24 protein-coding genes are annotated in these 26,025 nt (G+C 41.2%); 8 read left to right on the top strand and 16 right to left on the bottom strand.

Translation table 11 applies throughout. The features are described from left to right. Positions 1-160: 160 nt before the first annotated feature. Positions 161-544 carry a VOC family protein gene (locus tag ID165_RS15580; RefSeq protein WP_192085902.1) on the top strand — a complete coding sequence of 128 codons (384 nt, stop codon included), beginning with the start codon at positions 161-163 and terminating at the stop codon, positions 542-544. An 11-nt stretch (positions 545-555) separates the two neighbouring features. Here ID165_RS15580 and ID165_RS15575 read toward each other — a convergent pair whose 3' ends face one another. From ID165_RS15575 to ID165_RS15565, 3 genes are all read right to left on the bottom strand, one after another. After that, a complete protein-coding gene (locus ID165_RS15575) occupies positions 556-738 on the bottom strand; it encodes a hypothetical protein (RefSeq protein ID WP_192085901.1) in 183 nt (60 codons plus the stop codon). Between the two features lie 168 nt (positions 739-906). After that, positions 907-1,611 carry a DUF4397 domain-containing protein gene (locus ID165_RS15570; protein WP_192085899.1) on the bottom strand — a complete coding sequence of 235 codons (705 nt, stop codon included), beginning with the start codon at positions 1,609-1,611 and terminating at the stop codon, positions 907-909. A 148-nt stretch (positions 1,612-1,759) separates the two neighbouring features. Further along, the gene (locus ID165_RS15565; protein ID WP_192085897.1) at positions 1,760-2,254 is read right to left on the bottom strand and encodes a DinB family protein; all 495 of its coding nucleotides are present in this window, start codon (positions 2,252-2,254) and stop codon (positions 1,760-1,762) included. A gap of 138 nt (positions 2,255-2,392) precedes the next feature. On the opposite strand from ID165_RS15565, the gene ID165_RS15560 reads away from it, so the two are divergent. Both ID165_RS15560 and ID165_RS15555 read left to right on the top strand, forming a co-directional pair. Beyond that, positions 2,393-3,343, top strand: coding sequence for a YafY family protein (locus ID165_RS15560; protein ID WP_192085895.1), 951 nt, complete (start codon positions 2,393-2,395; stop codon positions 3,341-3,343). Positions 3,344-3,689: 346 nt separating this feature from the next. After that, positions 3,690-4,493 carry a hypothetical protein gene (locus tag ID165_RS15555; RefSeq protein ID WP_192085893.1) on the top strand — a complete coding sequence of 268 codons (804 nt, stop codon included), beginning with the start codon at positions 3,690-3,692 and terminating at the stop codon, positions 4,491-4,493. A 157-nt stretch (positions 4,494-4,650) separates the two neighbouring features. Here the strand turns inward: ID165_RS15555 and ID165_RS15550 are convergent, their stop codons facing one another. From ID165_RS15550 to ID165_RS15525, 6 genes are all read right to left on the bottom strand, one after another. Then, positions 4,651-5,655 carry a bifunctional oligoribonuclease/PAP phosphatase NrnA gene (locus ID165_RS15550; RefSeq protein WP_192085891.1) on the bottom strand — a complete coding sequence of 335 codons (1,005 nt, stop codon included), beginning with the start codon at positions 5,653-5,655 and terminating at the stop codon, positions 4,651-4,653. Positions 5,656-5,827: 172 nt separating this feature from the next. After that, positions 5,828-7,354, bottom strand: coding sequence for a glycosyltransferase family 39 protein (locus tag ID165_RS15545; protein WP_192085888.1), 1,527 nt, complete (start codon positions 7,352-7,354; stop codon positions 5,828-5,830). 586 nt (positions 7,355-7,940) lie between these two features. Continuing rightward, positions 7,941-8,282, bottom strand: a complete 342-nt coding sequence (locus ID165_RS15540; RefSeq protein ID WP_192085887.1) for a hypothetical protein — start codon at positions 8,280-8,282, stop codon at positions 7,941-7,943. A gap of 136 nt (positions 8,283-8,418) precedes the next feature. Beyond that, the gene (locus ID165_RS15535; protein ID WP_192085885.1) at positions 8,419-9,375 is read right to left on the bottom strand and encodes a hypothetical protein; all 957 of its coding nucleotides are present in this window, start codon (positions 9,373-9,375) and stop codon (positions 8,419-8,421) included. Positions 9,376-9,555: 180 nt separating this feature from the next. After that, positions 9,556-10,899 (bottom strand): PAS domain-containing sensor histidine kinase, encoded by a 1,344-nt coding sequence (locus ID165_RS15530; protein ID WP_192085883.1) that lies wholly within the window; start codon positions 10,897-10,899, stop codon positions 9,556-9,558. Further along, positions 10,889-12,271: a sigma-54 dependent transcriptional regulator gene (locus ID165_RS15525; RefSeq protein ID WP_192085881.1), complete on the bottom strand. Its 1,383-nt coding sequence runs from the start codon at positions 12,269-12,271 to the stop codon at positions 10,889-10,891. Before ID165_RS15525 ends, ID165_RS15530 begins: the two co-directional genes overlap by 11 nt. A 182-nt stretch (positions 12,272-12,453) precedes the next feature. Here ID165_RS15525 and ID165_RS15520 point away from each other — a divergent pair, with 182 nt between their 5' ends. Further along, positions 12,454-12,879, top strand: coding sequence for a peptidylprolyl isomerase (locus ID165_RS15520; protein ID WP_192085879.1), 426 nt, complete (start codon positions 12,454-12,456; stop codon positions 12,877-12,879). 106 nt (positions 12,880-12,985) lie between these two features. Here the strand turns inward: ID165_RS15520 and ID165_RS15515 are convergent, their stop codons facing one another. The 4 genes from ID165_RS15515 to rsfS form a co-directional block, all read right to left on the bottom strand. Then, the gene (locus ID165_RS15515) at positions 12,986-13,816 is read right to left on the bottom strand and encodes a hypothetical protein (RefSeq protein WP_192085876.1); all 831 of its coding nucleotides are present in this window, start codon (positions 13,814-13,816) and stop codon (positions 12,986-12,988) included. Then, positions 13,813-14,589, bottom strand: a complete 777-nt coding sequence (locus ID165_RS15510; RefSeq protein WP_225586781.1) for a UDP-2,3-diacylglucosamine diphosphatase — start codon at positions 14,587-14,589, stop codon at positions 13,813-13,815. Before ID165_RS15510 ends, ID165_RS15515 begins: the two co-directional genes overlap by 4 nt. A 61-nt stretch (positions 14,590-14,650) precedes the next feature. Continuing rightward, positions 14,651-16,717 carry an ATP-dependent zinc metalloprotease FtsH gene (gene ftsH, locus ID165_RS15505; RefSeq protein WP_192085874.1) on the bottom strand — a complete coding sequence of 689 codons (2,067 nt, stop codon included), beginning with the start codon at positions 16,715-16,717 and terminating at the stop codon, positions 14,651-14,653. Positions 16,718-16,782: 65 nt separating this feature from the next. After that, the gene (gene rsfS / locus ID165_RS15500; RefSeq protein WP_192351600.1) at positions 16,783-17,130 is read right to left on the bottom strand and encodes a ribosome silencing factor; all 348 of its coding nucleotides are present in this window, start codon (positions 17,128-17,130) and stop codon (positions 16,783-16,785) included. Between the two features lie 63 nt (positions 17,131-17,193). Between rsfS and ID165_RS15495 the strand changes: the two genes are divergently transcribed. Together ID165_RS15495 and ahcY are read left to right on the top strand one after the other, a co-directional pair. Continuing rightward, positions 17,194-17,952, top strand: a complete 759-nt coding sequence (locus ID165_RS15495) for a biotin--[acetyl-CoA-carboxylase] ligase (RefSeq protein ID WP_192085872.1) — start codon at positions 17,194-17,196, stop codon at positions 17,950-17,952. Positions 17,953-18,035: 83 nt separating this feature from the next. Then, the gene (gene ahcY / locus ID165_RS15490) at positions 18,036-19,355 is read left to right on the top strand and encodes an adenosylhomocysteinase (protein ID WP_192085870.1); all 1,320 of its coding nucleotides are present in this window, start codon (positions 18,036-18,038) and stop codon (positions 19,353-19,355) included. Between the two features lie 49 nt (positions 19,356-19,404). Here the strand turns inward: ahcY and ID165_RS15485 are convergent, their stop codons facing one another. Then, positions 19,405-20,277, bottom strand: coding sequence for a hypothetical protein (locus ID165_RS15485; protein WP_192085868.1), 873 nt, complete (start codon positions 20,275-20,277; stop codon positions 19,405-19,407). A gap of 98 nt (positions 20,278-20,375) precedes the next feature. On the opposite strand from ID165_RS15485, the gene ID165_RS15480 reads away from it, so the two are divergent. Then, positions 20,376-21,248, top strand: a complete 873-nt coding sequence (locus tag ID165_RS15480; protein WP_192085866.1) for an SDR family oxidoreductase — start codon at positions 20,376-20,378, stop codon at positions 21,246-21,248. A 255-nt stretch (positions 21,249-21,503) separates the two neighbouring features. Here ID165_RS15480 and ID165_RS15475 read toward each other — a convergent pair whose 3' ends face one another. Both ID165_RS15475 and ID165_RS15470 read right to left on the bottom strand, forming a co-directional pair. Continuing rightward, positions 21,504-22,571, bottom strand: a complete 1,068-nt coding sequence (locus ID165_RS15475) for a PAS domain-containing protein (RefSeq protein ID WP_192085864.1) — start codon at positions 22,569-22,571, stop codon at positions 21,504-21,506. 350 nt (positions 22,572-22,921) lie between these two features. Continuing rightward, the gene (locus ID165_RS15470; protein ID WP_192085862.1) at positions 22,922-23,419 is read right to left on the bottom strand and encodes a DUF4494 domain-containing protein; all 498 of its coding nucleotides are present in this window, start codon (positions 23,417-23,419) and stop codon (positions 22,922-22,924) included. Between the two features lie 217 nt (positions 23,420-23,636). Between ID165_RS15470 and ID165_RS15465 the strand changes: the two genes are divergently transcribed. Next, on the top strand, positions 23,637-25,943 hold the full coding sequence (locus ID165_RS15465) for a patatin-like phospholipase family protein (RefSeq protein WP_192085860.1): 2,307 nt from the start codon (positions 23,637-23,639) through the stop codon (positions 25,941-25,943). The last annotated feature ends 82 nt before the right edge of the window (positions 25,944-26,025 follow it).

Raw genomic sequence — 26,025 nt, 5'->3', positions numbered from 1 at the left:
ACTTGGAGTAGGGTCATAGTAAAAGTTGTCAGGGATATTTTTTTGATAAGTTTATGGCCTGTGTAGAGATATCCTATGGTTCGAGAAATTGGAAGATTGTTGAAAAATGGCCAAATTATACCATTAGAATCTGATACAGAACTTATAACCTCTCTTTGCCATGCTTCAAAATTCTAATGTGTTCAGCAGTTACTCCGTAAATGATATTCCAAAAGCCACATCTTTCTATCAGGATATTCTTGGTTTGGATGTGACAGAAGATGAAATGGGGTTTCTTTCTCTTCACTTTAGCGGTGGAGGTAATGTCATTATTTATCCCAAAGCCAATCATACATCTGCTACATTTACTGTGCTGAATTTCTCTGTAGATGATATTGATCAGACAGTGGATGAGCTGATTGCGAAAGGGGTAAAGTTTGAACAGTACTCAGACCCTATCCAAACCGATGATAAGGGAATCTGCCGTGAAGGTGGCGGTCCATTTATCGCTTGGTTTAAGGATCCTGCAGGGAATATTTTGTCGGTGCTTCAGGAGGAAGTGTAAGTTGATTGATCTTAGAACTGTCGTAGAAAAGCTTCATCGAGCTGTCCCGGAGTTGGGTAAAGTAGGTTTGTCTTTTGGCAGTCAAGCAAAATTGGTATAAGAGTTTGAATTAAATCCTGCGTCTCCAGAAGCAGGATAACACTTAACGGAAAAGCCATTCCAGTGACAGGTACGGCAGCGAAGGAATCACTCATCCTAAAAGTTAAACGTAGGTATCACTTTGTCATCTGCATTTCCCTTCGTGTTCCCAAGTTGCTAAAACAAAAAAAATCCCAATCTAATCAGATCGGGACTTTGCATTGTGAAAGTTGGATTACCTATTGGTTTATATCAGCTCCTTCTAAGAGTTTTATTGCAAATAATCAATAGTGTATGTAGTTGGTCAGTAATTGCAAATCAAGTTTTTTGGCATTTTCAGTTGATTCCTCATATCCTCTTAATATCAAGGTGTAAACCCTGTTGCCTCTAAGTTCTACCCTGGTAGCTGTAGCTAGGGTTTCTCCAGTGCTGGAAACAACTGTTAAATCATAAATCTGCGCATCCAAACCTTCAAACTCTGAATTGGATTTGAAAGTCAAATCATCAAAGACCGGAGTTTCGCTATCATCGATCAACAGGGATACTGCTCCCGCGTCAGGCGAAAGATTTATCATTCTGATTTGGGCTTCGTCAGAAGAGGTCTCAGACCAGTTGTCATCAACCAAAACAGCATCCAACTCACCTGCATCCTCAACCATAAACATGGAGTAAACTGAATCTACTTTGATTTCAAATTCTTTTTCCAAAAGAGAAGTTACAGAATTGCCCTGAGCAAATTTAAACAGCCTCTTTCCTGGGTAGAAGCTGGTGTAAGCCAAGGCTTCGGAATATTTCAATGGGGAGTTGTTAACCTGATTTTGGTCAGCAAAGACGACAACTCCAGCGTTGTTTGGTGCACCATTGTAAATAGAAATAACGCCTGCAGGCGGATAATTGTTCTGAAGACTGTCGTCGTTATCCAAGCATCCGGTTAATCCCAAAGTACCTGCTAGCAATGCAACAGAAGCTAGGGATTTAAGATTCTTCATTGCAAATGAATTTACACTCATCATATGTATTTGTTGGTTTTAGTTTTTAATTTTCACCAAGACGCATGACAAGATTTATTCGCTACATAGAGAATTAAAATTTCTTAACAAGAATGGTCTGAGTCACACAGACCACGGTTCCGTGTAATTAGTACTGCTCCCAGAAATTTGGAGGCGTGATTCCCAATGCACGGAGATATACATATCCCTGACCACGGTGGTGTACCTCATTGTCAATAATATAAAATAGCGTACTGTACCCTGTCCCTTCATATTGACCGAATGCTACTGTTTCCTGCTGGAATCTCTCCATAGGAATGGCTTTCCAATAATGCTCGATCTTGCCTGTAGCTTCATCCCAGGTGGCCAAAAGTGCAGCTTTTGTTGTCAGGTCAGTTTTCTCTTCGTCAAATGCTTCCCATTCATTCGTGGCCAGACCCTGTGCAGTAGGTGCCGCCATAGCCAGCATTTCTTTGATCAGCTTTGCAAAAGGACGCATGCCACCTATACTGAATTCAAAAAGATCTTTTTCGGGAAAAGCCTCTAAAACTTTTCGTGTGAGCTTGCGATGCCCTTGCCAGTGAGTCAAAAGCTGATCTTTGTTAATGATTTGAGCGGTTGTTGATGATGTTGTAGTTTCCATTGTGTTTGTGTTTTGTTTTTGAATACCCAAATAAACTTACACACAGTGTCAACCCTATGTCAGTAGGATTTTGGGATTTTAAAGTTTTTTTGAATTTTTTCAAGTTTCTTTACTTCTATATTTTTTCCTCCTGTTTCCATGAATAGAATAGACCGACTTACAGCGATTCTTACACATCTTCAATCTAAGCGGACAGTACGTGCATCAGAACTTGCAGAGCGCTTTAGCGTGAGTTTGCGCACCATATACCGGGACGTGAGGTCTCTGGAAGAATCCGGCGTGCCGGTCATCGGAGAGGCTGGACAGGGATATTCCCTGGTGGAAGGATACAGACTTCCTCCGATTATGTTCAGCAGAGAGGAAGCATTAGCTCTTTTGGTTGCTGACAAGCTGGTTGAAAAACTACTGGATGAGCAAAGCAGTAAATTCTTTAAAGAAGCCCTGATCAAAATTAAGGCTGTGTTGAAATCCACAGAGAAAGATTTATTGGTGGAAGTGCAGGATACCATCAAGATTTTGAAGTCAGGTTCTTTCCAGTCTATAAATAAATCCAGTAAGGCTTTTCAAGTAATCCTTCAGGCTATTTCGGAGAAAAAGATATTGGCAAGTACCTATATAACTTTTGATCCGCAGCGGAAATCAGATCGAGAGCTTGAGCCCATAGGCTTATATCATTCCTACGAGCAATGGTATTTATTGGCCTTTTGCCGTTTGAGAAATGATTATCGCACATTTAGACTGGATAGGTTTAGCAAACTTCACATTACGGATATTTCCTATTCTACAGTGAAGCATCCTTCTCTACAATCGTATTTGGACAAAATAGCGAGCGAACAAAAACTTCATCAAATTATTTTAGAAGTACCGGATGGCTCTTTGAAATACCTCGCCAACTCAAAATACAACAATGGATTTGTGTCGGAAGAAAGGGTTGGGGATAAGACCGAGATGACTTTTATGAATTCCTCCATTGAGGGATTTGTACGCTGGGTGATAGCACTCGGTGATATTGTGGTAGTCAAACGGCCGACGGAGCTACAACATCGATTAGCTCAGTTGCTGGAAGATATTAGAGAAATGCAGGGGTAAAGAATACTCCAAATAGCTTCAAACTAACGGGGAATTATTTCCCCATTTCACGGAAACTGGACTCATAATGGATGTATACTTGAGACTTTTTATGTTGAGACTGTTCCGGAACAGTCGTAGAAAACCTGTTGGGATAAAGAGGGGAGTTGCCTTGGGAGATTTCTCGAAAGCAGGGAAATACTAAGTTTTTGACTTTCTAAGGGGATATTTTAGGAGAAATCAATCGGGAGAATGTGCAGATTCTAAGCTGAGATGAATAACTTTATGTTCAGATTTTATCCTGATTATCGATGGAATGGCATTTGAGGCTAATAATAAAAATCACAAACATCAAAAACCGAAAATTATGAATGTAAAAATATTGAGCACAGCTGCTGCAGCATTACTGATAGCGGTAAGCTGCCAGCCGAAAAGTACCGAAAATGAAGAAGTAGTGGTGGAAGATATGGAAGTGACCGCTCCGGCCACCATTTCTATAGAGAAATTCGAAGATTCACCGGCTTATTCAAGTTCCACTTTGAAAATGACGAAACCTGCCAATACCACCATTGCAAAAGCGGGGGAAGTTGACTTTGCTTTTCAAGTGGGAGATTATGAGCTTGGAGCGCAAACTGAGAAGAACGGAGTGGCAAGCATGTTAGCCAATTCCGGTGATGGTCAGCATATTCATTTTATCTTGGATAATATGCCTTATTCTGCTCATTATGAGCCGGGATTTAAAAGAGAAATGCCTGAAGGAACACATTATCTAGTGGCATTTTTGAGTAGATCATACCATGAGTCGGTTAAAAATGAAAACTCATTCATCGCAGAAAAGATAGTCGTGGGTAACGCGACTGATGATATGAATGTGGATTTTGATCAGCCAACGATGATCTATAGTCGTCCAAAAGGTGAGTATAGCGGAAAAGACACAGAGAACTTGTTACTTGACTTCTTCTTGCTAAACACTACCCTTTCTGAAAATGGAAATAAAGTAAGGGCTACAATTAACGGTCAGGAGTTTATGATCACTGAATGGGCACCTTATGTAATCAAAGGTCTTCCGAAAGGTGAAGTGACTGTGAAATTGGAGTTGCTTGATGCTGACGGAAACTTGATCCCAGGTGGTTTTAACGATGTAACCAGAACAGTGACTTTGAAGGACTAATCAAAAAGTATTACCAATAAATTTAAAACTCCGTGTGATTGATTTCGCACGGAGTTTTTTTGTCATATTTCTCGCAGTGGTGTGGCGGTGCAACGCTTGATTTTACTAAATATTAATTTCTCATTCTCCAGAAGCGAGGCAAAGAAAATCACTTGAATTAATTAGTAGGAAAATATTCAGCAACAAGCGACTTCATTTTATCCAAAGTCTCTGGCATAGATAGCTCGCTCATACCACCTGCAGCGTTGGCATGTCCGCCTCCATCAAAATGGACAGCAGCCAATTCATTGACTGGATTTTCTTTTCCTTTCGATCTAAAGGATATTTTGATGATTCCATCTCGCTCAGAAAGCACAATTGCGGCTTTTATCCCTTTTATAGATAATGCCAGATTGGCCAGACTATCTGTATCACCTTTTTTGTAGTCGTACTTTTCCAACTCTTCTTTAGTCAGAGAAATAATAGCTACAGCATTTTCATCCAAAATCTCCATTTTCTGGCTCATGGCAAAACCTTGGAGACGAAGACGGCTGACGGTATTCGTATCATTCAGCAATTCATGAATCAAGTGATGTTTTACTCCTGCAGCAAGCAATTTTGCCAGTACCTCGTGTGTTCGGGGTTTTACTGAGTTGAATCGAAAGCTGCCTGTATCAGTGAGAATTCCCAAATATAAGGGAGTTCCTATCTTTTCATCCAACAATGCGCTGTTTCCGGATTGCCCGATCAATTCTGCAATCAACTCAGCGGTGGAGGATGCAGAAGTTTCAGAGACCGTAATTGAAGAAAAATCCTGAGGGTCAAGATGATGGTCTATCATGATTTTGGGGCAGGTGGAAGCCTCAAGCAAGCTCTGCATTTCCTTGCCGACACGGTCGGTAGAATTATAATCGAGGCAGAAGATCAGATCAGACTCCATAAAAGCTTCGGCTACTTTTTCAGGTTCCTGATCCATGACGGTGATCGGGGACAGATCCAGGAAGTCCAAAAAGTCGGGAGCTTTATCAGGATGGCAAATCATTGCCTTTTTCCCAAGTTTTTCTATAAAATGTAATAGCCCCAAGGAGGATCCGACAGAGTCACCGTCGGCAGATTTGTGAGCAGTAATGAGAATATTAGAGGCCGATAGAATGGCGGCTTCAATTTGTTTGTAAGTATTCATGAAGGGGATTTTGCTGAGAAATTATGCTTGAATCAAAAATTAATAAAATGCGAGGCGGTGATTCTAATCGCAAAGGAACAAAAGAGAATAAGTAATTAAGTTGATATTGGTTTTTAATTTATTCACTATGGTCTATAATACAGACATCGGGATTTTGTAATTACGTGAACTTTTAATCACGCAACTCCGCCCTTTTCTCCTCAATTTCTTTTGCTAAAATCGCATTTATATCAGTTTTGGTGCCAAGTAGTAAATGGATGATTGTTCCATGTTCTCTGGCATTGGGGTCGGTGATGGTTCCTATTTCTTCTGACTTTTCGAAAAATGAGATTTCCCGGTCACTGATTCCATCTGAAGGTTCGCGTACAAGAATAAGATTCTTTATTTCCCGACTTAGATCGATCCAATTGACGTAATCGGCATTCAAAGTGACTGCCCTTAATCCTGTGGTTTTGGTGTAAAAGTTGATTGCTCCCGCCTGTCCATAGTTGTCACAGATGATCAGGGTATACTCGTTTTGCGGAGCTTTTGAATAAGCCAGATCTGCTTTCTCTGCCAACTCTTTCCAGCCCAGCATATCAGCAAAATCCTGCGGGATTTCGTGATTCTTTCCATCTTCCCAACGGTTTTGCATTAGATCAGGATGGCGACTTTGGACTTCTTTGAGGTATTGAGGACTTCCGATAGGATATGTCATCGGGGCAGCGAGGATAAATAACCCTATAGGGATAATCATTGCGATCGGCTTTAGATACTTCCTCCAGTTTTTAGAAAGCAAATGAGATAAATATATTGCCCCAAATGCAAAGTGAATAGGGTAGAGACCTATGGCATAATAGTTCTTGGCCTGAAAATAAGTGAAAATTGCAAGTGTGAAAATCGTGGACCAGAAGAAAACCTGATACTTGTGGAATTGAGGAAATCTGAAGTATGAAATCAATGCCAGGACCAACACGAAACCGGATCCGAAAAAGAAGAAGAATTGGTAGGTGAGGAAATCCAAGCGATTTACATGTACCAATTGATGTTGGCTCAGCATGCGCATGTGCCATAGAACCGGAAAGCCGTTTTGCCATTGCCAGATCAGATTTGGCAGAGCGATCAGTAAAGCCAAACCAAAAGCGGCGTATAAATGAGGGTTTTTGAAAATCTTCCGCTCTGAAGTAATCAGGAGCGCAGGCAATAAGCCCAGGACTTGAAATGCAATATTGTATTTGTTTAGTATGCCAAAACCCAGCCCAACACCCAACCAATACAGCCATTTGCTTTTGCCGGACTGGATGTAACAAAGCAAAGAGAAATACACAAAAGTCCAAGCCAATATGTCAAAAGAATTGGGTTGAAAAAGGATGTTTAGTCGAGCCAGAGCCGAAAATATCAGGCAAATGGCAGCCAAGGACTGTGCATACAAATTACCGCCAAGTCTTTCTATCGCTTTCCAAACCAAGGCAATAGTCAGTGCTCCGAAAAGAGCAGGAAAGAATTTGACCCAAAATTCGGTATACCCAAGTAGATAAATCAAATAGGAGAACCAGGAAGTAACTGGCGGCACCGAGATATAACCCCAAGCCAGATGATGCACCTGATCTAGGTGGAGGTATTCATCTCTATGCAGGTCGTAGCCGGAGTCTACAAGCAGGTATTGGAGTACGAATTTGATCAGTATGAATCCGAGTAACACTAGGTTCTGTTGCTTCATTGGGATTTTCAAAAATAGGTCAGATTGATTTTATTGGTTATTGTTTTATATGTATATCCACTTTTCTACCAGTAAGCAGATAAAAGCGTCATAGGATTAAATAAAACACTAGTTTTCAATGTGCCGCTTCGGCCTGCCCTCTGTGGTGTAACATCCGTCTTCCCTCCTGTAAACCAGAGAGAATGTAGCTAATGGCATCATTACGGATAATCATATTTTTTTAATACCCTTGTCGAATTGATAGAAGTTGGGCTGTTGTATATTGAATTTGTTGTTTTGAGATGACAAAACGTGATCTGTGGAGACACAGACACACGGTGTGGGGCATGGATCTGTGCGATACAAACCAGGGTGACAGATTACGATGATGGTGCGTGGCAAGGCCTACATTTCTATTGCTTTCTTTATCCCTTTGGGTTGTTTCTTATTAAAATCAAAGAAAGTAATGCTACAATTGTTGGAATAATAAGTACCGAGGGGATCAGAGATGAAAGCCTAAATAGCCCCGCTTGGACAATATTCGAAGTTTTCATTTTCTCTAGTGTATCAGTAATTTCTTCTTGTGGTACGTTAGCTGTGGTCAGCTCTATTCCTTCAAATCCAGCACGGAGATAAACCAATCTGGATTAATGTAGTGATGGTAGACGAATAAATAAGGATCATAAATGAGATAGGAAATTGCTCCCACGAAAACGGCAATTCCAATTCTTTGAATGATCAAAACTTTGTAGGAATTCGTTTCCTGTTTAATTGCCCAAAAGATCATAGCAATAGGAAGTAGTATAATTGCCATGTCAAAGTATTGCCCAATGCTCAGATAGGTTGTATCTAATTTGGTGAGCCACATTAAGGTTGTATAGAGACAAAAAGCGAGTCCCATTAGTACTCCTTGCTTGAAGGTTGATTTGAGAAAAGAGGTGTTTTTCATGCTGTCTATATTAGCTTATATACGTTGTTATTTATTTTATTAAGGTCAAAAGGGTTCATAACCGTGGTCTTGTTCATAGGATAGGTCTGTGCGACACAGACCACGGTGGAGGAGAGTACGGAACATGACTTTATCCTTAGGGTTTGCTTAACCATGCTATACTACTTTCGGACATTTTCTTATAGTCATGCCCTACGTTTGGCACGGTGTCTATTTTCCAGTTGAAATCAAGGTTGATGGCACTGGCATATTTCTCACTGGCACTGTAAAAATTGGCTCCTCTTTCCAGTCTATTTCCTCCTTGATTCATGGCAAGGTCTGTCCTGGTGAATGTGCCTAGCTTTGGGTCGCTGTCCAGTTCCCCGGTAAGTATGATCAGTTTTTTTTCAAAAGCTTTGCGAATAAGTTCTTCCCCATCCTCCAAGTTTTTGATCCCATAAGGGTATTTCAGGTTGCTGTTTGGGAAAGTATATAAGCCGGCATTTGCAGCTATAGCGGTATGTATTCTTGAGTCGGGCATAAGTATTACCATACGATGGACGAATTGGCCTCCCGCTGAGTGACCAAAAATGTCATAGGTGCTATTGCTAATCGCATTGGTTGTTTTGATGTGGTCAAAAATATTCTCGATCACAGTGAACGCCCATTTTTCCTCCCCGTTTTTTGTCCCAAAAAATGTGAAAAGATTTCCGTCTTGATAGTCGTTGGTTGTGTAAGTTGAAAACCTATTTTCAAACTCAGGAGCAATCACAAGGAGATTGTTTTTTTCTGCCATGTCTGTCCAAGCGGCGAGGTAATCTTCCGCGTTTCTTCCGCCTCCATGCATGACAAAAACGATCTTGTCTTGATCTCTCCAGTTTTTGGGCTTATACGTCCAGACTTTGATTGACTTCTTCTTGGAGTCTTTGTGGGCATACATCACAAAGGAATCCTCCCCGTTGTTTAATGCTTTTGGTGTTGAAACCGGGGGACCTTTAGGGATCACATAGAGGTAGATGTACCCTGATAAAGAAATAAGTATGAGTAGAGCAAGACCGTAAAGTAGTGTCTTTTTTAAAGTTCTTAAGGTTTTGTTTAGTGATGGCAGTGACATGTGGAATAATTGAGATTTTATGGATCGAAGAATTGTATACTGGTTTTTTCAGATTATCCGCAATGATGCCTGTTACCTAAGTTGACTCATTGTGGTCTGTCTCCATAGGCCAATTTTGTGATTTTGTCAAAACCGGTCTCAGTATAGGTCTGTGCGGCACATATCACTTAACAGGAAAGATTATCCATTAAATATCAGCTTAAACGTGGTTCCTTCACCCTGCGTGGAGCGGACTTGGATATTGCCTTTGTGGCGACGCATGATTTGCTTGGAAAGGCTTAGCCCAATTCCCGAGCCTTTGGATTTGGTGGTAAAGAAGGGGATGAAAATTTTGCTTAAAGCTTCCTCTTCTATACCCTTTCCCGTATCTGCCACTTCCAATATTATCTTTCCTGCCTCATCGATAAAAGCGCGGAGGATTATTCGTTTTACTTTGGAATCCTCTACTGCCTGAATGGCATTTTGGGTGAGATTGATCAGAACCTGCTCGATCTGGGTTTGGTCTCCGAATAGGATAAGTTCTTTAGGATTGATTTCCTTAATCAGTTCGATTTGGAAATTTTCAAGTTGATTTTGTAGCAAAACTTCAAGCTGGTGGAAAAGTTTTGCGATAGCAATACTGCTGAACTTCGGTGCGGGAATATGTGCCAAACTTCTAAAATCTGACACAAAACTGATCAAGCCCTGACTGCGTTTTTCTATCGTACTGATCCCCATCAAATAGTCCTCCATGTCTTGTGGGCTGATTTGCTCCACATTGTCTATTTTGCTTTCTATTTCTCCTTGTATAGTTCCCGCCAGAGAAGAAATAGGCGCAATAGAATTCATGATTTCATGGGTAAGGATTTTCACGAGGTTTTGCCACGCCTCCATTTCCTTTTCCTCAAGTTCGGACTGTATATTCTGTAGGGATACCAATTTGAATTTCTCCCCACGCATCAGCAGTTCGATTACATAGACTGAAATCTGCATGATTCCGTCGGGATGGGCGATCTTGATCAGTTCACTTCCGCCTGTTCTCAGGTCATTGATTGCTAAATGCAATTCCTTGTTGATCTTTTCGATTTCCCCGATGTTTTTCAATTCTTCCACATCGAGAATCCGTTTTGCCGCGGTGTTGGCAATCTGTATGCTTCCGTCTTCGCCAAACGTAATTAGTCCTATGCTGAGGTGTTTGAATACAGATCTGAAATACTGATAGTTGGCTTCTTTTTCCGCTTGGTCTTCTTTTAGCTTTGCGAGAATCGCATTGAATTCTATATGCAGATCGTCTGTCTCTGTACCGTCAAATTTGACCGGATAAAGCTGCGAGTACTTATCCTGCTTGATATTGTCCAGGAAAACACGCACTTTTTTGAATGAACCTTCAGAATACCGCAACAGGTAAATAATTTGAAAAACCACCAAAACGAGTAGCAGGGAGATCATAAAGACTCCCCAACTGGCTATGATGGCATTGGAAAGAAGAAAGAGAGAAGCTGCCAAAAAGGCGATTCTCCCAAGTAAGCCAACTTTATAGTCCATATTTTTCCAGCCTTCTGTATAAGGAGGCTCTGGTCAGTCCGAGTTCCTTAGCTGCTTTAGAGATATTTCCTCCATTTTTGTCAATTGCCCGCTGGATCGTGTTGCGTTCCATATCATCTAGATTAAGCGTCACTGAGGTGGGGGCTTTGTCCGATGCCGGCTTGGCAGAGAGGAAGAAAAAGTCCCGTGAATCCAGCACCTCGCCTTCAGCCATAATGATTGCCCGCTCGATGGCATGCTGAAGTTCACGGATATTGCCGGGCCATGCATAATGTTGTAAAAGGTCCATGCCGGCGGTAGTGAATCCTGTGAAGTTTTTGCGATATTTCTGACTGTAGCTTTTAAGGAAATGATTTGCCAACACAGGAATGTCATCTTGTCTTTCTCGAAGAGGAGGAAGGAAAATCTCTACTGTGTTGATTCTATACAACAAATCCTGACGGAAGGTGTTGTCTGCAATGCTCTCGTGAAGTGGCATATTGGTGGCGCAGATCAGTCGAATATCTACTGGAATGGCTTTGTTTGTTCCAATTCTGGTTACTTCTCTTCTCTGAAGAACTGTCAACAGTTTTGACTGAAGAGGAAGGGATAGGTTTCCTATCTCATCCAAAAACAAAGAGCCTTTGTCAGCTATTTCAAATCTCCCCGAGCGATCATCTTTGGCATCGGTAAACGCTCCTTTTTTATGGCCAAATAGTTCAGATTCAAACAAAGTTTCTGTGATAGCACCCATATCTACCCCTACAAAAATCTCATCTTTTCGAAGCGATCTGTCATGAATAGCACGTGCGATAAGCTCTTTCCCTGTTCCATTTTCTCCCAAAATCAACACATTGGCGTCTGTCTGGGCTACTTTGTCGATGATTGAGAAGATGTTTTTCATGGAAGCACTTTGTCCGATGATGTCGGTGTAAGGCTTTTTCATGTCAGTCTGCAGCTGCTTTTGCTTCTTTTGTAGCTTGTCGACTTCATTGTAGCTTTCTTTTAGTCTGATAGCTGCAGATAGTGTGGCGATCAATTTCTCATTCTGCCATGGCTTCAGGATAAAGTCGGTAGCGCCTTCTTTCAATGCCTGCACGGCCATTTCCACGTCGCCAAAGGCGGTGATCAGGATAACTACTGCCTTGGGATCTATCTCTTTTATTTGCTTAAGCCAGTGAAAGCCTTCTTTTCCTGAGGTGGTATCCTCGCGGAAATTCATGTCCAAAAGGATTACATCGTAATTATTGTTATTGATCAAAAAAGGAATTCTACGGGGATCCTTTTCTATCATGACTTCTTTTGCGTGCTTTTTGAGAAGCATTTTGGCGGCAAAGAGTAAGTCTTCATTATCATCTATGATAAGAATCTTGCCTAAATCTTGAGTTTCCATGGTTAATTATTTGGTGTTCATAAGGGGAAAATGATGCCAACTCTAATATAGGCTCATATAATGGGTTTTGGTGTTAAAAATGTCCAATTATGTACACTTTCATATTGAAATCGGACATAATTTCACGGATTTTCATCCCTAATAGATTTTTGTACCTTTGTACTTTACTAAATAAAAAGACTATGCAAGCTAAAAAAGGAGATGCAGTTCAAGTGCATTATACCGGTAAATTAGAAGATGGAAGTGTATTTGACTCTTCGGCAAATCGCGAACCGCTAGGATTTACCTTAGGCGATGGAAATATGATTAAAGGCTTTGATACGGCTGTTGACGGAATGACCTTAGGCGACAAGGTGACAGTGACGATCCCTGCTGCTGAGGCTTATGGTGAGCGCAGAGATGATATGATGATCGAAGTGCCGATAGAGCAAGTTCCTGCTGATATCAAACCTGAAATTGGGATGACATTGACTCTTCAGGGAGGCAATGGACAGCCTATGCCGGTGGTTGTAGTGGATGTGGATGCAGAAAAGATCACATTGGATGCCAATCATCAGCTGGCAGGAAAAGATCTAATCTTTGACATTGAGTTGGTGAAAGTCAACTAATTGAACTTAACCTATATAATTCGAAGGGCTGTTTCAGAGATGGAGCAGCCTTTTTTCGTTATTGCAGTTGGCAAGATAGCATTCAATAACGTCGCCTTGAAATAATTCACTTCAAAGACTTCAGCCAAAGTGGGGTGGAGAAAAGTTTTAACTTGTCTTTAGATACAATGGCCAGCTCCTCTTGCCCGACTTGAAGGTAAGATGCTTCTGAATCATCGAGTTGGGCAAGAGTGCTGATTTCGTCAGAGGAAAGGGAGAAGGCTCTTAGCCTGTTTCCATCAAGCCAAAGCAAATGGTCTTTGTAATAGCAAAGTCTGGCAATGCCCGTCAAGTTTATTTTCCGCATCAGGTTGGCTTGATTGTCAAAGATAAAAATGCCTGTATCCGGGACATTCATAAATAGGCGATTCTTGAATTCTCTGATTTCTGTCACTTCCAGGTTGTCAGTATCCAACACCAAATTCAAGGGTTGTGACTGAATTACTAGGTTTCTACGATAGTCTATTGATTTGAGGCTTAAATCCGATTCGTCCCAAACCCATAACACATTGTTGTTTCCTAGAGTGGCAGCTTTGGCAAGGCTGACATCAGAACGTATAAAGTCGTCTTCTGCCAAAGTTTTCAAAAAACGATCCAGTATTCTATACTGCTGAAGATCTACCGAAAAGCTGAAAATATTCACCGTCCAGGCAGCTTCTAATTGGTTTAATCTTCCTTGACGGGAAGGAGAGAATAAATTGAGTTGCTTTCCTGACGGACTGAAAAGGTAAATGTCTCCGGAAGTATTGCTGATGAATAGTTGTCCCTTTGTGTCAAAGGAAACCAAGTCAAGATTGTCAAGGGAAATTTCAGTCAGGGAAGCTCCTAATTTAGCTACAGTCTGAGCGTATGTTGCTAATGGTAGAATCAAAGCCAAAAACAATCCGAATACCTTCATCCTTTGAAGGTAATTAACTCAGCCTTACGCCCGTCGAAGGCCAGGTAAGTGTTTTGCGTAACCCACTCACCAAGGTTGAAATAGGCCGAATTTTCACCTACTTCCAATTCCAGTGGGAGGTGCCTATGACCGAAAATATAGAAGTCGTGATGTTTTTTTACTTCCAGTTCCTTGCAATAAGCCCAAAGCCACTCATCATCACCAAGAAAGTGACTTTCATCTTTTTCTATGTTGGTAATACGGCTATGTCCCGACCAGGCTTTTGCGAGTTTCATTCCCAAGTCCGGATGAAACCATCGGAATAGCCATTGTGATACGGGGTTCGTAAATACTTTCTTGAGCACCTTGTAAGAATTGTCGCCGGGTCCCAGGCCATCTCCATGTCCTACCAAAATTGATTTACCTTCGACTTTCAGTTCAATAGGATGGGTATAGACAGGTATACCAAGCTCTACTGTGAAGTAGTCTTTCATCCACAGATCATGATTTCCAGTAAAAAAAACAATTGGTATACCTTGCTCTCTGAGCTGATGGATTTTTGAAATAAACGGGATAAAGCCTTTGGGTATTACCTGTCCATATTCAAACCAAAAGTCAAAGATGTCACCGACTAAAAAAATTGCAGCAGCATTCGTGGCTACGGAATCCAGCCAACGGATGATTCTTTTTTCCCTGATCTTGCTTTCTGTTTCATTTGGAGCTCCAAGATGAAAATCTGATGCGAAATAGAGTTTTTTCCCATTTAGAGGAAAATCCAGAGGGGTTGATTGCATGACTAAAGATAGATGGGCAGACAAAAATAAAAAAGCCCCGAATCATTCGGGGCTTTCATTATTAGATTTGATTATCTGAATTCGGCGCCGGAATGGGATCTACAAGCGGATCAGATGATTCAGGTTTAGTTTCTTCATCTTTGGATATCAATTCCGGTTCTTTTAACCCATCCTTTTTGTTGGTAAATGCCTGATAGGTTGTCTCTTTGTCAAAAGGTCTTTTGCCTATCAACCGTTCCAAATCAGCTTGAAATAGAATTTCTTTTTCTAAAAGCTCCTTAGCCAATATATCCAGCTCTTTGATTCGATGGGTGAGCAATTCCTTCGTTCTCTCATAGGCAGACTGAATTAGTTTTCGGACTTCTTCGTCGATTACTTCTGCAGTAGTTTCCGAATAAGGCTTGGTCATTTTATAGCCATCCCCCTTAGAATCGTAGAAGGAGACATTCCCTATTTTGTCGTTCATTCCATATACGGAAACGATGGAGTAGGCAAGTTTAGTGACGCGCTCCAGATCGCTCAAAGCTCCGGTAGAAATTTTCTTGAAGATGATTTCTTCAGCCGCACGGCCACCTAGTGTCATGCACATCTCATCCATCAGCTGCTCAGTTTGGTATAGAAACTGTTCTTTTGGAAGGTACTGTGCGTAGCCCAAGGCAGCTACCCCCCGTGGAACTATACTTACTTTGACCAATGGGTCAGCATGTTCTAAGAACCAGCCTGCTACTGCATGTCCTGCTTCATGGAAGGCTACAATCTTTTTCTCTTCAGGAGAAATTATTTTGTTTTTCTTTTCAAGGCCACCGATAACTCTATCGACTGCATCTTGGAAATCCTGCATATCTACTGCAGTCTTATTTCTTCTTGCCGCTATCAAAGCAGCCTCGTTACATACGTTCGCAATTTCAGCACCGGCGAAACCGGGGGTCTGCGCAGCACATTTTTTAGGGTCTACATCATCTGCTGTCTTGATAGGCTTTAAGTGAACTTTGAAAATTGCTTCACGGCCGTTGATATCAGGCTTGTCGATTGATATCTGTCTGTCAAAACGTCCAGGTCTAAGCAAAGCACTATCCAGAACATCCGGCCGGTTGGTGGCAGCCACTACAATTACCCCTGTGTCGGTACCGAAACCGTCCATTTCTACCAAAAGAGAGTTGAGTGTATTTTCTCTTTCGTCATTGGAACCTGGCATTTGACCCTTGCCTCTTGATCTGCCTATGGCATCGATCTCATCTATGAAAATAATACAAGGTGCTTTCTCTTTGGCTTGTTTGAAGAGATCACGGACCCTTGCTGCACCTACGCCTACAAACATTTCTACAAAATCAGAACCTGATAGGGTAAAGAAAGGCACACCTGCTTCTCCGGCTACAGCCTTTGCTAACAAAGTTTTACCGGTTCCAGGAGGGCCTACCAGCAATGCTCCTTTGGGGATTTTACCGCCAAGCTTGGTGAATTTTCCCGGGTTTTTAAGAAATTCAACAATTTCCTGGACTTCTTCTTTTGCCTCGTCAAGTCCTGCCACATTGTCAAAAGTGATTTTGACTTTGTTTTCAGCATCAAACAGTTGGGCTTTGGATTTGCCTACATTGAATATCTGTCCTCCGGGTCCTGAAGGTCCTGCCATACGGCGCATCATAAACCAGAAGAGTACAAACAGCAATATCAAGAAACCAAAACTGCTGAAGTAGCTACCCCAGTTTTCTTCTGTTGCCACGGATAATTCGATCCTGTCCTCTTGGGGCACTTGCTCTTTCAAGGTGTCAAAATCCTGCGCAAACTTGTCGACGGATGCTACCTCAAATGAATAGTGCGGACCCTGTGGGTTAAAAAAAGTGGAATTAGATTCCAGCTCCGTTTTGTATTTGTCTGTGGATAAAGCAGAAGACTTAAGGGTCACATCCACCCGTTCCATATTTTTCACCATGGTCACTTTAGAAACGTCTCCAGCCAGATACATGTCCTCAAATCTCTTTTGAGTAATATCAACGACTGCATTTCTGTTTTGCACCCAGGTAAGTCCAAGAAGAACAGCTACCGCAGCTATAATCAGCCATAGCTGAATATTGGGCTTTTGGGGTGTCTTTGGTGCAAATTTTTTGTTTTTATTCTTAATGTCGCTCATTTCTTATAAGGGTAATTTCATAAACTTAAGGTAAAACGGATAGTGAAGCTGAAAGTTCGGGGCTTTTATCCAATTTTGGTGACTTTAGCATCTCCCCACAGTTCTTCTAGTCCATAATAAGTTCTCTTTTCTCTAAGGAAAATATGCGCAACTACGTTCACGTAATCTACCAAGATCCACTGGCGGCTGCTTTTTCCTTCACTTTTCCATGGGTTTCCCTGACCGCTTTTTATCATCTCTTCTTCGATAGAATCTGCGATCGCATCGAGTTGCGTGTCAGAATTACCTGAGCAAATAACAAAAAAATCCGTTATTGTATTTTTTATGTTCCTAAGATCCATCAATACTATGTCTGAGGCTTTTTTCTCTTCCATTCCTTTGATGATTACTTTGCTCAGCTCTTCTGCTGTCATATTATTCATTTATTTTTGCAATGTCACGGATAAAAATATCCTTTTTCGACGAATTCAAAATTTATGTATAAAATTCTTGCCAATACGATTTTTTTAGGGAAAGATGTTCATTTTCTGCCAGAGTGTCACTCGACTAATGACATTGCTTTGAAATTGGTCAGGCAAAGTCAGGCATCAGAAGGCAGTGTAGTCATCTGCGGACACCAGACTAGAGGGAAAGGTCAACGAGGTAATTTGTGGTATTCGCAGGCTGGACAAAACCTGACGTTCTCCCTGGTGTTAAAACCTGATTTTTTGGATATTTCTGAGCAGTTTTATTTGAATATGGCTGTGTCAAACAGTATCAGGAGATTGCTTCAGGAGTACGTTCCAAATTTGAAGGTGAAATGGCCCAATGACTTGATTATCCCAGAGTTTGGGAAGATTGGAGGCATTTTGATCGAAAACACATTTTCGGGCAAAGAATGGGAATACGCTGTAGTGGGAATTGGATTAAATATCAATCAGCTTGATTTTGAATCGGCAACAGCCGCTTCCATCAGGTCAATCACAGGAAGTTACTTCGAATTGGAAGAGTTGTTCCGCCTCTTGATTACACAACTAGAGCAAGGGTATATTCAGTTGAAAAAAGGGAAGTGGAATGAAATCAAATCGGAATATCTGATGCATTTATACAGGATGGATTCTTGGGCAAATTATTCGGCTAAAGGAGAACAATTTTGGGGAAAAATAGTTGGAATAAGTGCAGAAGGTAAGCTGCAAGTAGAATTGGAAAAAGGTGAAATGGTGCTGTATGGCCTGAAGGAGATCGTCTTTGTGTAGTTGTTCATTATTTTAGATTCCAAATTTTATACGATACCTTTGCGGAGGTTTTTAGTGAGAAAAATATATTAACTAACAATATTATGTCAGAAACTACATCTGAAAAGTACGTTCAATACAAGGTAAAAGATATTTCTCTGGCTGAGTGGGGAAGAAAAGAAATTAAATTGGCGGAAGCTGAAATGCCGGGTCTGATGGCTCTTCGTGAAGAATACGGTACTACGCAGCCGCTGAGAGGAGCAAGAATTGCTGGATGTCTTCACATGACCATCCAAACAGCTGTTTTGATCGAGACATTGGTGGCTCTTGGAGCAGAAGTGACTTGGTCATCATGTAATATTTTTTCTACTCAGGATCATGCAGCTGCTGCTATTGCAGCTGCAGGCATTTCTGTTTACGCCTGGAAAGGATTGAATGAGAAAGATTTTGATTGGTGTATCGAGCAGACCTTGTTTTTCGGTGAAGATCGCCGGCCTTTAAACATGATCTTGGATGATGGCGGTGACTTGACCAATATGGTTTTGGATCAATATCCTGAATTGGTTGCAGGGATCAAAGGACTTTCTGAAGAGACCACTACCGGAGTTCATAGACTTTACGAAAGAATGAAAAACGGCACACTTCCTATGCCTGCCATCAACGTAAATGATTCGGTGACGAAGTCAAAATTTGATAATAAATATGGCTGTAAAGAGTCGCTCGTAGATGCAATAAGAAGAGCTACCGATGTGATGATGGCAGGTAAAGTGGCCGTAGTAGGCGGCTATGGTGACGTAGGGAAAGGTTCTGCCGCTTCTTTAAGAGGTGCCGGTGCCAGAGTAATCGTCACTGAAATCGACCCAATCTGTGCGCTTCAGGCAGCTATGGATGGCTTTGCTGTGAAGAAAATGATAGATGCTGTAAAAGAAGCCGATATTGTAGTCACTGCGACGGGCAATAAAAATATCATTACGGAGGAGCATTTTAGATTGATGAGAGACAAAACTATCGTTTGTAACATCGGACATTTCGACAATGAAATCGATATGGCTTGGTTGAATAGCGCATATGGCAATACTAAAATAGAGATTAAACCTCAGGTAGATCTTTATAACATTGACGGTAACGAGATTATCCTGCTTGCTGAAGGCCGCTTGGTGAACTTGGGTTGTGCAACAGGTCATCCATCATTTGTGATGTCAAATTCCTTTACGAACCAAACATTGGCTCAATTGGAGCTTTGGAACAACACCGACGAGTATAAGCCTGGAGTTTATGTCCTGCCAAAACATCTGGATGAAAAAGTAGCGGCTTTGCACCTTGCCAAATTGGGTGTTGACCTTGAAGAGCTTTCGCAGGAGCAAGCCGAATACATTGGAGTTACAGTGGATGGTCCATTTAAGCCTGATTATTACAGGTATTAATTGAGAGAAATATAAGCAGAGCCCCGATTTAATCGGGGCTTTTTTATTGTTATTCTGTGGGGTTTAGCAGCAATTTTTTTCCATCGGGCAAAGTTGCATTTGCAGCTACTTTACAATCCTCAACCAGCGGCTCGTAAGCTACCCTATAGGTGACCTGAGAGTTTTCCTTTCGGGATATAGACCAATTTTCCATTCCCGCACGCGGAAGGATTTCGTTTTGGGTATAGCAGGAAATAACATGCGTTATTGGCGTCTCCATTGTTATTTCAAAATCCCGTCCTGTCGCATTTATACCTTGGATCCTTCCCATAGAAGTGAGGCTTGAAAGGGACTCCACAAATACCAGGGAGTCGGCTGATAGGGAGTCAATTTCCAGCGTGTCGCTTAGAAAGGTTTTTGCATGGATGAATTTCCCTGAAAACACAGTGCTTAGCCCATTCTCTGATCTTTCTATGATTTCTGTGAATTCTTCTGAAACTTGGATTGAATCATCACTGGAATAAGTTCGTGTTCCTTCAATTGATTTGGTCCCGAAATAATAACCATCGTATTCCATGACCCATCTCTTGGCCGGACTAAGCAAGGTGGTGTCAAATTTGATGATCAGCTTTCCTTTTCTGTCATATGCTCCCGTTTGGCTGCATTCTGTGCTTGAGGAGAATTGTAAGGTGACTTCTCTGGCCGCTTCATCCAAGAAAATATCTGGACAGCTGGGCAGTCTTGCCAACCCGACTGTGTCCATTTGTAGGTATTCTTCCCAAGAGATCATTGCAAAATACAAACTCTCATTCCAATCGGTAGAAATACTGAACAGCTGAGCCGCCTCAGTGGGGAGATCTGTCTGAATTACTTTGTCTTCATCCTCACTACAACCCATCAAGATTGGTAGCAGAACGATAAGTCCGAAAATTGATTTTCTCATTAGGCAGCAGTTCAAAATAATAGCACTGGTTTGGCATTCTTCCTTCAATTACCAAGCCGAAATAACTATCTTCACAATCAACGATAGACCGCAAATTTATGATTTTAGCAGAAGGTATGTTTAAACCAGGGGCACTGAAAGGTAAAAATATTGTAATAACCGGCGGTGGGACGGGGCTGGGAAGATCGATGGGAGAATATTTTTTGGAGTTGGGGGCCAACTTGGTGATTACTTCCCGTAAACTTGATGTACTGGAAGAAACCGCAAAAGAAATGATGGCTGCGAAGGGAGGGAAGGTAATTCCACTAGCCTGTGATGTAAGAGAGATAACGCAGGTAGAAACCATGTGGAAAGATGCCACAGATCAGTTAGGGGGAATTCACGTGGTGTTGAATAACGCAGCAGGGAATTTTATCAGTCCTACCGAAAGGCTTTCTACCAATGCGTTTAATACTGTGCTGGATATTGTATTGAAAGGCACTTCTCAAGTTACACTTACGGCTGGTAAAGACTGGATTGCAAAGAAGCAGCCAGGTACTTTTCTCAATATTGTGACTACGTATGCGTGGACAGGTTCCGGGTATGTCGTTCCTTCAGCTGCTGCAAAAGCCGGCGTTTTGGCGATGACGAGATCACTGGCAGTAGAATGGGCTAAATACGGCATTCGCTCCAATGCGATTGCCCCCGGGCCATTTCCCACTGAAGGAGCGTGGAGTCGACTGTTGCCGGGAGATTTAATAAAGAAATTTGATCCTGCAAATAAGGTGCCTTTGGGCAGAGTAGGAGAGCATCAGGAGCTTGCAAATCTTGCTGCTTATCTCGTTTCGGATTATTCCGCCTATGTCAATGGAGAAGTCATGACCATAGATGGTGGAGAATGGCTTAAAGGTGCCGGAGAATTCAATAATCTGGATCAGATACCTGAAGAGATGTGGGACATGATGGAAGCTTCAAGAGGAAAAAAAGCATGAGCCCCAACCTGATTTGGGGTTATCTTAAGGCTAAATGGAAAATCAGGAAACTTTGAACCCGGATTTTGCATTAGGTTTCATTAAGAGACCATTAATTGCACTAAAATCAGGCTGTTTGGAGACTGACTCCGCCGCGGCGGATATGGTGAAGTCGAAAATTGCAACACAGTGACTGATTTTGAAGCAATTATTGGCAGCAATAACTTGTACGCCGTGATGTAGAAATGCTAATGCATAATGCGGGTTGAATCCATTTCACAAACTGGAAGTACTCTTTTCGTTCAAAAAATCATTTTCTAATGACATGTTTTTTTGAACGGATTCTTTGATGCTTTTCTTTAGTGATTGATCCAGTAATTTTGTTTCATTTTTGATTAACTGGACAAGACGGTTGGATTCGGCGTTTTGGGGTTCGCTTTCTAGGATATCTACAATTCCAAGAATATTGGCAACTCTTGCACGAAGTGTATGGGATTGCTCGAAAGCTAGTTCCTTAAGAAAATAATGATGTTCTTTCACCCAAATCTCTTGTTTTTTTCTGTCTGAAATATCCAAAATACATCCCAATATTTTGGTAGGATGACCTTCAGTTGACCATTCGATAGTTTTACCAAAACCCAAAGCCCATATGGTTTGGTCAGTTTTTCTGTTTATTCTGAATTCCCTTTTGAACGGGGTGTTGCCGGAGGACTTGAAATGATTTCCAAGGTCATGTAGCAGATAAGTATAGTCTTCAGGATGTATATGCTTATCCCATGAAATAAGCGTAGTTCCTGCCAATTCATCTTGTGTATAGCCTAAAATTTGTCCAAAACCCTGACTGATTTTGTCGCTCTTCTTAGCCAGATCAAATTCCCAAAAACCAAGTAATTTATCTTCTAATATACTGTCTATAATTTCCTTTCCTTCACTGGTGTCACTTTCAAAAAAATTACCTAAGCCTAAACTATAGGGCATTGGTGAAGGGTCCGGATGACCTATCCCTAGACAGATGTCAAATTCTTCTGTAAGAAAAAAAAACTCCCATTTGGTGTTTACTAAATCACCTTCGGAGGATGTTTTTTTTTGTAGGGACACTGTGAAAGATTTGGATGAATTTCTCCAAGCTTTAATACGTTTATTTTCATATATCTCCCAATTGGAAGCTTCAAAGCAGTCGGAGAAATAAATTGTCTTCTCTTTGTTTTCAAAGAAAGTAGGAGGTTGTCCGAAGCTTGGGTGTGGGCTAAGAATCTTACCTGTATTGTCAATAGTGACTTGCAGGTAGTAATCAGATACAACCGCTAGGTGACTTAGTGCCTGAATTGCATCATGGTAGTTCATTAGGCAAATTTAATGATATTTGTTGATTATGGCATAAAATGCATAATAGTAGATTCAAAGCACTAAAAAATAAACATGAAACCGAGTTTTTTTTAATTTATGCACAGGATAATACCTAGGCAGAAGATGTGGATAAAGAATTGTATCTATGTGAGATGTCTACTCGGATTCCACTCCACAGAATGCGTTATACTTTGACTTACAGTTCTTTCTGGGGATGGTCTTCCATAGGTATTGAATTACTATAACTTCTGACAAAGGGAAGATGTTCGGTTTGCAATAATACGGTATATGATGAAATACAGAAAGGCCGCAATTGCGGCCTTTCATTTTTCTTATTTGATGTAAGTCTATTCTTCGTTCTGAGTTACTTCCGATACAGGTCTGAAGTTGCCTTCGGGCAACTGTTCAGCTATCTCATCCCGCTCAAATGGGAATACTTCGACAATCGGGCTTTCCACTATATCAGGTACTCGGAAGCTTACCAGCATATTGCCTAGACTTTCCTGAATTCTGTCGTAAGCTTCCTTGACATCATTTGCAGTGACTATCATATATTGTGTGACTTTTTTCTCTTTTCCACTTTCTCCGTCTGCCACCATGTACGATATCTTGCACTTATGCCAGATATCGGCATCTTCATAAAAGAATACATCAACAATATTGCTTTTGCTGATACCTGTAACTTGGAAATCTCCCCTAATCTGAGAGGCAAGTCTATCATAAAGGATCGCCTCTGCTTCGGTAAAGGATACCGCATCCACTAGGTATTGCTCAGAAATATTCTTTAGCAATCCTTGTTCATTTTCTTTTGCGTACTTGACTTTGCACAAAAACCAGGTTCTCATATCTATCTATTTGAATTTCGAAGGTAAAATTTATCCTTAGAAGGACAAGCCAATTTCCGACCAAAGAAATTTATGAACTACTGCGAATAAGAGTAAGTGTCTGGTAGTCAATCTGATTTATTTGAAGATAAATTGGACTTGGAAATTGAGGTTGCCAAAGACTTCCTGAATTGTGGGGAGTAAAAGAAAAGCAGTAAATTATCGCAAAACCATTTACATGAGGGATAAAATCTGGTACAGCTTTCCGGTACAATTGTTTCTGCTTCACTTGCGAAAAAACCTGGGACTAACCCTTATTTGGATAGCTCTGATGGGGGTTATTTTGGAATATTTCGGAGTTGTATTGGGAATTCCATTTCTTTTCCTTGATCCTGAATATTTACATCAGGTTTCATGGGTTAGTTTTTTCTTGATGGGGGTTGGGTTTGCTATTTTGACCATGGGCTTTCACATGTCCACCTATATTATGGAGGGCAGACATTTTCCGTTTTTGGCTGTTCTAAACAGACCTTTCATTCATTATTGTGTGAACAATGGACTTATCCCATCGATTTTCTATGCAGTCTACATCGTTAGATTTATAAGTTTTCAGCTAGACAATAACCCTTCAAATGATTGGGAGGTGTTGGTTTATTTCCTTGGTTTTTTTGGAGGAGGAGTGATTACTTATACAGTGATATTTGGGTATTTTTCGCTGACAAACAAGGATTTTTTTATTCTTTTTGCAGGGACTGTAGATAAAAGACTCCGTAAAGTCAGGCTGACTAGAGCGAATGTGATTAGCCAATACAAGGATTTAAAAACCCAAAAATACAAGGTGCTTTACTACCTGAACATTCGCCTTCGGCCCGAGAAAGTAAGGCCGGATATTTCCCGGTTTGAAGGGACTAAGTTGCTACGGGTTTTTGATCAGAATCACTTGAACCTGTTTGTCATACAGTTAGTATTAATTCTGTTTGTCTTGTTTTTGGGGTTTTTCAAAGAGAACCCATATCTCCAGTTGCCGGCAGCGATGAGTGCCACCCTGCTGTTTGCCATTCTGGTTATGCTGGTGGGTGCGGTAAGTTTTTGGCTTAGGAGGTGGTCGACCTTCACTGTATTTGCTTTTCTGGTTTTGGCCAATTATTTCAGCAATTTCAATTTCCTTAATCGTCCTCACGGGGCCTATGGATTGGATTATACCGTTCCTCCAGCCACTTACAGTCTTGCTCGTATGGATTCTCTTTTGACTCCGGATATTGTAAACAAGGATAAGGATAATGTGCTGAATATTTTGGAAAATTGGAAAGCGAAATTTCCTGACGAGATTAAACCAAAACTAGTGATGGTTGCGGCCAGTGGAGGTGGACAGCGGGCGGCACTATGGACAGTCAAAGTTCTACAAAGTATATATACTATTGAGGATGGAGAGGTTTTAAAACACACTGAGCTTTTTACGGGGGCTTCCGGAGGAGTTTTGGGAGAAGCATTTTTCAGGGAAATCTACTTAAGGTCCCTAACGGATGCTTCGGTAAATCCTCTAGATGAAAAGTATCTTGATCAAATCTCCGCTGACAATCTCAACCCTATTATTTTCACCTTGCTGGTGAATGACTTGTTTATCCGCAATCAAAATTTTCATTACAATGGAAATAAGTATCTTAAGGATAGGGGATTTGCTTTTGAGAATCAACTGAATCAAAATACCCAAGGAGTCCTGGAAAAGCCGATTTCTGCTTATAAAGAACCGGAATTTTCAGGTAGTATTCCTTTGCTTCCCGTCACTACGTTGATTACAAATGATGGTAGAAAACTGGTGATATCTCCTCATTCGATGTCGTTTTTTGGGACTTCCATGCTAGGAAAGTTGGGTACGGATGAAAAGAAGCAAACGATAGATTTTCTTAGATTTTTTGAAGCACATGACTCCAAAAATTTACGGTTCCTTACCGCATTGAGAATGAGTGCTACTTTTCCTTTCGTTACTCCCAATATTCAGCTGCCCACCCAGCCAATTATGGAAACTATGGATACGGGTTTGTCTGATAATTTTGGGATTCAGGATGCACTGAGATTTATGTACGTGTTTCAGTCATGGATCAATGAAAATACGGCCGGAGTGGTTTTGATTACAATTAGAGATTCAGAGAAAGTGACTGAAATAGCACCGAGTTTTCCTCCTAGAATTTTCGAGAAAATTTTCACTCCATTGAAGAATATTTATGCTAACTGGGATAATGTGCAGACGATACAGAATGAGGTGCTTTTCAATTACATGGCTGAGTCTATGCCTTTCGATCTGGAGAGGATAGAGTTTGAGTATGCGCCGGAAAAGGTGCAGGTGGGAGAACTAACGGGAAGTCAAGAGACCATGCAACGTGCATCTTTGAATTGGCGACTGACTTCGAGGGAGAAAAAATCAATTCTGGAAAGCGTTTATACACTCAAAAATCAAAGTTCGCTGAGGCGATTGGAGGAGCTTTTTACCAAAAAACAGCCTATTGAAGAGGAGAGCATAATGTCAACAGAAGAAAATGCTCAATAAGTAATCCTTCGACTTCGCCCAGAGTGGCTAGGACTGAGATGTTGGATGTACCGAGTGTGAGTGACAGTAGGGAGAGGATGTA

Source organism: Algoriphagus sp. Y33, assembly GCF_014838715.1.
Lineage (GTDB): Bacteria > Bacteroidota > Bacteroidia > Cytophagales > Cyclobacteriaceae > Algoriphagus.
This window is presented reverse-complemented; position numbering and strand designations above follow the sequence as displayed.

Coding starts and splice junctions, on each gene's coding strand:
- ID165_RS15530 (WP_192085883.1), bottom strand. CDS start 10,899: ATGGACTATAAAGTTGGCTTACTTGGGAGAATCGCCTTTTTGGCAGCT.
- ID165_RS15465 (WP_192085860.1), top strand. CDS start 23,637: ATGAGGGATAAAATCTGGTACAGCTTTCCGGTACAATTGTTTCTGCTT.
- ID165_RS15565 (WP_192085897.1), bottom strand. CDS start 2,254: ATGGAAACTACAACATCATCAACAACCGCTCAAATCATTAACAAAGAT.
- ID165_RS15560 (WP_192085895.1), top strand. CDS start 2,393: ATGAATAGAATAGACCGACTTACAGCGATTCTTACACATCTTCAATCT.
- ID165_RS15520 (WP_192085879.1), top strand. CDS start 12,454: ATGCAAGCTAAAAAAGGAGATGCAGTTCAAGTGCATTATACCGGTAAA.
- ID165_RS15495 (WP_192085872.1), top strand. CDS start 17,194: ATGTATAAAATTCTTGCCAATACGATTTTTTTAGGGAAAGATGTTCAT.
- ID165_RS15540 (WP_192085887.1), bottom strand. CDS start 8,282: ATGAAAAACACCTCTTTTCTCAAATCAACCTTCAAGCAAGGAGTACTA.
- ID165_RS15515 (WP_192085876.1), bottom strand. CDS start 13,816: ATGAAGGTATTCGGATTGTTTTTGGCTTTGATTCTACCATTAGCAACA.
- ID165_RS15470 (WP_192085862.1), bottom strand. CDS start 23,419: ATGAGAACCTGGTTTTTGTGCAAAGTCAAGTACGCAAAAGAAAATGAA.
- ID165_RS15575 (WP_192085901.1), bottom strand. CDS start 738: ATGAGTGATTCCTTCGCTGCCGTACCTGTCACTGGAATGGCTTTTCCG.
- ID165_RS15550 (WP_192085891.1), bottom strand. CDS start 5,655: ATGAATACTTACAAACAAATTGAAGCCGCCATTCTATCGGCCTCTAAT.
- rsfS (WP_192351600.1), bottom strand. CDS start 17,130: ATGACAGCAGAAGAGCTGAGCAAAGTAATCATCAAAGGAATGGAAGAG.
- ID165_RS15570 (WP_192085899.1), bottom strand. CDS start 1,611: ATGAAGAATCTTAAATCCCTAGCTTCTGTTGCATTGCTAGCAGGTACT.
- ID165_RS15510 (WP_225586781.1), bottom strand. CDS start 14,589: ATGCAATCAACCCCTCTGGATTTTCCTCTAAATGGGAAAAAACTCTAT.
- ID165_RS15580 (WP_192085902.1), top strand. CDS start 161: ATGCTTCAAAATTCTAATGTGTTCAGCAGTTACTCCGTAAATGATATT.
- ID165_RS15535 (WP_192085885.1), bottom strand. CDS start 9,375: ATGTCACTGCCATCACTAAACAAAACCTTAAGAACTTTAAAAAAGACA.
- ID165_RS15525 (WP_192085881.1), bottom strand. CDS start 12,271: ATGGAAACTCAAGATTTAGGCAAGATTCTTATCATAGATGATAATGAA.
- ID165_RS15545 (WP_192085888.1), bottom strand. CDS start 7,354: ATGAAGCAACAGAACCTAGTGTTACTCGGATTCATACTGATCAAATTC.
- ftsH (WP_192085874.1), bottom strand. CDS start 16,717: ATGAGCGACATTAAGAATAAAAACAAAAAATTTGCACCAAAGACACCC.
- ID165_RS15555 (WP_192085893.1), top strand. CDS start 3,690: ATGAATGTAAAAATATTGAGCACAGCTGCTGCAGCATTACTGATAGCG.
- ID165_RS15475 (WP_192085864.1), bottom strand. CDS start 22,571: ATGAACTACCATGATGCAATTCAGGCACTAAGTCACCTAGCGGTTGTA.
- ahcY (WP_192085870.1), top strand. CDS start 18,036: ATGTCAGAAACTACATCTGAAAAGTACGTTCAATACAAGGTAAAAGAT.
- ID165_RS15485 (WP_192085868.1), bottom strand. CDS start 20,277: ATGAGAAAATCAATTTTCGGACTTATCGTTCTGCTACCAATCTTGATG.
- ID165_RS15480 (WP_192085866.1), top strand. CDS start 20,376: ATGATTTTAGCAGAAGGTATGTTTAAACCAGGGGCACTGAAAGGTAAA.